We start from the raw sequence: 6175 nt of genomic DNA, 5'->3' as shown, positions 1-6175 counted from the left end.
TTAAATTGATTTAATAAACTGATGCGTGCTTGGGGGTGCGAATTTTTCTGGTGATCAAGCAAGCTCCAAAAAAAAGGAAATGCAATCTTTCCAACTCTAACAGCTAGTACGAGGCAATTGATATTCTGCGTTCCAAACTTCCAATTGGTGCCATCGAGCATTAAATGCATTGTAGAAACTTGCTCCCAAATGCTTGATATTAAGGCTTTTGAGAAGAGTCCAGAATCAATTCCTTGTCCTTTTAAAAAAACGCCTGACGCGTTCAAGCTTGGATTTTATTGAAGGTGGAGAGTGCATCTTGTGGATCAGCGCAGGATGCTGAACCTTTCGCTGATCGATAAGTACGAAGGTTCATTTGCATTAAACATTGTTGTTTATTTTTAATAAAATAGCCTCTCTTTCGGATCTTTTAAAGACCCTTCAAAAAAGTGAGGGGGAGTATGAATTTTTCTACCTCCTTACTCTTGTGATTTGAATCCAATAGAGAAATTCTGGGCTAATATGAAGATGTGGACAATATACTAAATTTCAACACTCTATTCGACGCTTTTTCGTGCTTCTTTAAAATGTCCAATTCAACCTGAATTACTATATCATGCACAATGCTCTCACTTTTAAACTTTTGATGTAGAAAATATGTGCGGTATTTTCGGATATATTAGGGGCGCCATCAAAAGACAATCTTCTATGCTCAGCTTATTCTTCCTCCCAGAGCTTTCTCCTGTCACCATGTGAAATTTTTTTGCTATTTTTTTGATCTGTTCGTATTTATTACCTTGCCTCATGGTCTTTTTATTATAAATCTTATTTATAATCTAGATTTGCAAGAAGTCTAATTACATTTTCTTTTTGCAATGGCATTTAATCGATGCAAAAATGCAATTTTTTATATTAGTTGTTTTTAAAAATTAGACAGACATTGAGAAAAATTTTTCTTTTTTGTGCGAGAATAAAAAAACTTTTAATTGCTTTATAGAAGGTCGTGTTGATAGAATTTAATAATTTTTAAAAATGATATTTTATGAAAAGTTACTTAAAATTTTTCTATTTTTCTGTTTTTCAATGTTTTTTTAAGAAAACCTTCAGATTTTTTTAAACAACTCTTGTATAAATGGCAATAAAATGGCATTCTTTAAACAGGTGTATTGTTTTAAATTTCACGTGATTTCGGAATGTCGACGGTTTTCTTTTACCGTTAAGATTACATTGTGGATTGTGTTAGGAATAAGTGGCGCAATATACGGGTGGAATTTTCCTAATGATATAGGCAGATTATTATGCTTAGGAGGATTTAAAATAGAGGAAATCTTTATAGAAGGACGAAAACGTGCAGAGCTTTTGGAAATAAGACGTGTGTTAAATTTAACACCTAAACAATCTATTTTTGGTCTAAATTTGCCAAGGATATTAAACGATCTTGAGCGTATGCCTTGGGTTCGCTCTGCAGTAGTAGAAAGAATTTTTCCAAATCGTGTCTATGTCCGATTGTGCGAAAAGGAACCTATAGCAGTTTGGAGCGCTCCAGATAAGAAAAATTATTTAATTGATAAAGAAGGTGCAGTGATTCTTTCTGTTTCTTTTGAAAATCTTTCTAAGTGGAATAAACTGTTAAAGATAGTGGGGGCGTATGCACCATCGAACGTTTTAGATTTACAAAGGGCATTGTCATTACTGCGTATTCACAGTATCCATGAAGCAGTTTTTTTACGATCTGGGCGTTGGGATGTATACGTAGATCACAAATTGTGTGTGAAATTGCCAGAAGGGGATGTAAGTTTTGGATTACAGAGATTTTTAGCATTGCGTCACCGAATTCCTAAAAACGTTAAGATAGTTGATTTGCGTTCAGGAGACTCAGTGCTTATGGAATTTGATAAAGATGGTCCTCCATCTTTTATAGAACAACGGGCTAAAAAGGAAAAAAATGAAAAAGTTTAATATGCCTAGTTTGTTAGCGGGCCGTTTTATAACAGGAATCGATCTTGGATCCAGTAAATTTTGTTGCTGGACAGGGGCGTGGGAAAAAGAAGAAGAAATCAAAATTATCGGTGCTGGGCATGCAGCATCCAAAGGAATTGAGGGAGGAAATTTAGTAGATGTAGGGGCATTAGAATCTCAAATAACTTCGGCTATTTATGAAGCAGAACGTCAATCTAACGTACAAATTCATCAAGCGGTTGTAACGTTAAATGGTCATTTTTTCTATTCCGATTATCATGTGCTCAAATCTCCAATTTATGAGGGGGTGGTTACTCAAAAATTGCTAGATCACTTGTGGAGCAGATTTTTATCTCGTCACCAAGATCATCTTCCTTTACACTTTATTCCTTTAGAGTTTTGTGTAGATGATCAAGACCGCATTAAGGATCCTCGAGGAATGTCTGGGGCAAATTTGATGTGCTACTGTCATGTAGTGTGGGTGCACAAAGGAAGATTTAATACCTTAGTAGAGTGTTTGAAACGGTGCCAGATTCAAATTTCTGGACTGTTGTTGGGACTTTATAGCAGTGGCCTTGCTTGTTTAACTCCTGATGAGCAAGAATTAGGAGCAACAGTTGTTGATATGGGAGCTCAATCTACAGGGATGGGGTTTTTCTTTCAAGGGCGATTGGTGGGATCTAAAATTGTTAAATTAGGAGGAGACCACATTACACAAGACATTGCAAGGGGCTGTGAGACTCCTATTCAGCATGCAGAACGCATTAAAGTTTTGTACGGTGCTGCACTTCCCACATTGAATGATCATAAAGAGATGATACCGATGGCATCTTTAGGGGGGGGAGACACCTTAGGGCAGACTGCTCGTTCTTTTTTAATCAATATTATTCAAGCGCGTTCAGAAGAAATTTGCCGTATGATGAAAACAAAAATGGATGAAATGCATGCAACGCACCCTTTTTCTTGTCAGCGTATCGTACTTACAGGGGGGGGGAGTCAATTGCCAGGTATACGGGAATTGGTAGCTCAGGTTTTAGAACGCCCTGTGCGTATCGCAAAGTCTTATCCATTAAAACAAGCGCCTAGAATATGTGGTGAATTTTCTGCAGTTAGTGGAACTTTTTTTTATCAAGAAGCTTTTAATGATTTTCAACGTTCTGCTCTGTCTTCATTTATTCCAAGTTACCGCTCTAAATCTTTTTGGAGCAGGTTAAATGCATTGTTTAAGAAATAGATAAAATACAGTTTATACAAAAAAGGGAGGAAAAAAGTCGTGGAAATGTTCGAAAAGGTAAAGATTGGTCCTAAAATTGTTGTTATGGGAATTGGAGGAGCAGGAGGAAACGCAGTTAATTCTATGCTTCGAGAAAAAAATTTAGAATTTAAAGAAGATGCACAAAACCGTCATCTTGGTGTAGAGTTTCTTTCTTGTAACACAGATCAGCAAGCGTTAAGCAACTCTTTGGTTTGTCCAGAAAATCGTATTCAGTTGGGGTTTGAGGTAACAAAGGGACTTGGAGCAGGCGCTCGTCCGGAAATTGGTCGTATTGCAGCAGAGGCTAGTCTGGAGACAGTTATTGAACGGTTAGATGGGGTAGATATGCTATTTGTTACCGCAGGAATGGGGGGGGGAACCGGAACGGGGGCAGCACCTATTTTGGCAAAAGCAGCAAAAGATCGCGGTATTTTGACTGTTGCCGTTGTGACAAAGCCATTCTTTTTTGAAGGGCACAGAAGAATGACAGTTGCAGAAGAAGGAATAATCAAATTAAGAAGCAGTGTTGATACACTGCTCGTTCTTCCCAATCAAAAGCTTTTTCGACTCGCAGGAGTAGAAACGTCTTTCATTCAAGCTTTTGCCTGGGCAGATAAAGTGCTGCGAGATGGGGTAGACATGTTTATCAGTCTTATGGAAAAGCCTGGATTGGTCAATCTGGACTTTGCAGACATTGTGGCTATTTTACGAGATGCAGACAGCGGAGAAGGAGAAAAAGGAGACGCCATGATGGGGACTGGGCGTGCTGGGGGTGAGGATCGTGCTATGCGTGCAGCAGAAGCAGCTATTTCTTGCTTTTTGTTAGAGACAGAGCATATTCGTCATGCAAAAGCTGCTATGGTACAAGTGTCTGGTGGGGAAGATATGACGCTAACAGAAATTGATGCGGCGTTACATTTTATTCGTTCTCAAATTGAAGACGATACCTTCGATCAATTTCAGCCTTCAAATATTATTTTTGGTGCTACTTTTGATAACACACTTCCAAAGGGAGAGCTTCAAATTTCTGTTGTGGCAACAGGAATTAAGCGCACAGAGGTTGCAGGTTCAAAAGTTACTCCTTCTGTACCTTTGGCAGAGGAAAAAGAGGAAGAAAAAAAGAGCGCTCCTTCTATAGAGCGTCCAGACGAAGAATCAGGCTCTGGTATAGAAGATTTTTTCGATCAAAAACTTGCAGATATTCCCGCTTTGGGAAGACGCCACGGAGATTTTAATTTTGATTCTGAACGATTTTCTTCATTTTCTGGATTGCGCGAAGATCCTCCGGAAGATTCTTATGGATCGGCTCAAGATTTTTCTTTTAAAAGCGCTCCTTCTGAAAAAAGAGTCTCAAGATTTAAAAAATTTTTTTCTCGTCGCGTTGAAGATCAGATCCCTTACGTAAAAGAAAATCTAGACGCTAATGGTGTAGAACAACAAGACGGGGAAGATTTGACAATTCCAGCTTTTTTAAGAAAAGCAAGCAAAGGAAAGTCAGATAAATATTAAAAATATTAAGATGATCTTGGAGTTTTTAAATTGATGGGATGAAATAGATAGCTTTTTTTCATAAAAATGGAAAAGCTATCTAGATGGTGTCCTCATAAGTAAACTATGATAATTTTATTTTTTAAAAAAGATGACGTTATCGCACAAAAGACACGACATATCAGAAAAATCCTGGAAAATACTAAAGCATTATCTACCAGGAAGAAAGGAGAGGGAAAAGCAAGCGACAATCGTTAAACGCTGTTTTGTGGATTTTAAGAACGCAGATCTCCTTAGCGGGATCTTCCTCCTGGTTATGGAGATTAGAAAAAAACGCACAGAAATTTTTTAGAAAAACTGAGTGCTGATCCCCGACTATGAGGGGCTGATGATAGATGTTGGCCATATAAAAGCGCCCCCTTATATTCATTTAGCCTGAAGGTGGAATTTGGAAGAATGAAGAAAAAGCATCATAAAGTTTATTAAATGCATTTATTTTGCATTTAATTTATCGTTTCATAGTGGCCAAGAACTTTTCAATTGGATTGAAATCAGGGGAATATGGAGGTAAAAAAATCACTTTATACCCAACAGATTCAGTTAAATCTTTAGTTTTCTGTGATCGGTTAAAGGCAGCAGTATCTATAACTACCCCCTGACCTGGCTTCAGCTCTTTTGTTAAATGTTCTCCCTACGTTTCGAATACCTTCGTAGCACAAGATCTTATTAAATATCATTAGAATTTATTGTTTCACGAATCCCGCTATAATCTTTGTTCGCGCGTAATGTTTTTTTCGCTTACTCCCTAGATTTTTTAATCTGCTGTATACAGAACAAATACTTGCATTAAATAGTTTTTCTATCTTAGCTAATTTCTTATCTCCATTGGCTTGACTGTAAATTCTTAGCTTTTCTGGGTTTATTTTAGCCTTACTCCTTAACCCGTGAGGTAGATCTAATTATCCCTTCTTTTTCGTATCTTATTCACCGCCTGCTTACGCTGCTTTTTCTAAATTTAAATGTTTTTGATGTCGTTTTTTGACGTTACCAAGTTTAACATATTCTATTACTCGATCCCTTAGATCGAAGCTGTTTGTTTCTTTGTCATTTTCTGTTAAAAATAGATCTACTCTGCCCTATTTTCAAGCTGAATTACTATACTCCCCCTCACTTTTTTGAAGGGTATTTAAAAGATCCGAAAGACAGGCTATTTTATTAAAAATAAACAACAATGTTTAATGCAAATGAACCTTCGTACTTATCGATCAGCGAAAGGTTCAGCATCTTGCGCTGATCCACAAGATGCACTCTCCACCTTCAATAAAATCCAAGCTTGAACGCGTCAGGCGTTTTTTTAAAAGGACAAGTAATTGATTCTGGACTCTTCTCAAAAGCCTTGATATCAAGCATTTGGGAGCCAGTTCCTAAAATGCATTTAATGCTCGATGGCACCAATTGGAAGTTTGAAACGCAGAATATCAATTGCCTCGTACT

General features: G+C 37.4%; 5 protein-coding genes and 1 pseudogene. 4 read left to right on the top strand and 2 right to left on the bottom strand.

What is annotated here, in order from left to right:
• Positions 1-266, bottom strand: a pseudogene (locus HE1_RS01930) (IS4-like element ISAba33 family transposase); the annotation flags it as partial.
• 178 nt (positions 267-444) lie between these two features.
• Here HE1_RS01930 and HE1_RS10275 point away from each other — a divergent pair.
• The 4 genes from HE1_RS10275 to ftsZ all read left to right on the top strand — a co-directional run bounded on the left by HE1_RS10275 (position 445) and on the right by ftsZ (position 4702).
• A complete protein-coding gene (locus HE1_RS10275) occupies positions 445-525 on the top strand; it encodes a transposase (protein WP_206537216.1) in 81 nt (26 codons plus the stop codon).
• Positions 526-1122: 597 nt separating this feature from the next.
• Positions 1123-1938 carry a cell division protein FtsQ/DivIB gene (locus HE1_RS01925; RefSeq protein ID WP_006296040.1) on the top strand — a complete coding sequence of 272 codons (816 nt, stop codon included), beginning with the start codon at positions 1123-1125 and terminating at the stop codon, positions 1936-1938.
• A complete protein-coding gene (gene ftsA, locus HE1_RS01920; protein ID WP_006296042.1) occupies positions 1925-3172 on the top strand; it encodes a cell division protein FtsA in 1248 nt (415 codons plus the stop codon). Before HE1_RS01925 ends, ftsA begins: the two co-directional genes overlap by 14 nt.
• A gap of 45 nt (positions 3173-3217) precedes the next feature.
• Complete coding sequence (gene ftsZ / locus HE1_RS01915) at positions 3218-4702, top strand: cell division protein FtsZ (protein ID WP_006296043.1); 1485 nt, start codon at positions 3218-3220, stop codon at positions 4700-4702.
• A 487-nt stretch (positions 4703-5189) separates the two neighbouring features.
• On the opposite strand, the gene HE1_RS10270 is transcribed toward ftsZ, so the two are convergent.
• Positions 5190-5327, bottom strand: coding sequence for a transposase (locus HE1_RS10270; protein ID WP_373279898.1), 138 nt, complete (start codon positions 5325-5327; stop codon positions 5190-5192).
• Between the last annotated feature and the right edge of the window lie 848 nt (positions 5328-6175).

The sequence above is a fragment of the Holospora elegans E1 genome, from assembly GCF_000648275.1.
In the GTDB taxonomy this organism is placed as follows: Bacteria; Pseudomonadota; Alphaproteobacteria; order Holosporales; family Holosporaceae; genus Holospora; species Holospora undulata_A.
This window is presented reverse-complemented; position numbering and strand designations above follow the sequence as displayed.

Excerpts from the sequence above, each read along its gene's own strand:
- ftsZ (WP_006296043.1), top strand. The coding sequence starts at position 3,218 with ATGTTCGAAAAGGTAAAGATTGGTCCTAAAATTGTTGTTATGGGAATT.
- HE1_RS01925 (WP_006296040.1), top strand. The coding sequence starts at position 1,123 with ATGGCATTCTTTAAACAGGTGTATTGTTTTAAATTTCACGTGATTTCG.
- ftsA (WP_006296042.1), top strand. The coding sequence starts at position 1,925 with ATGAAAAAGTTTAATATGCCTAGTTTGTTAGCGGGCCGTTTTATAACA.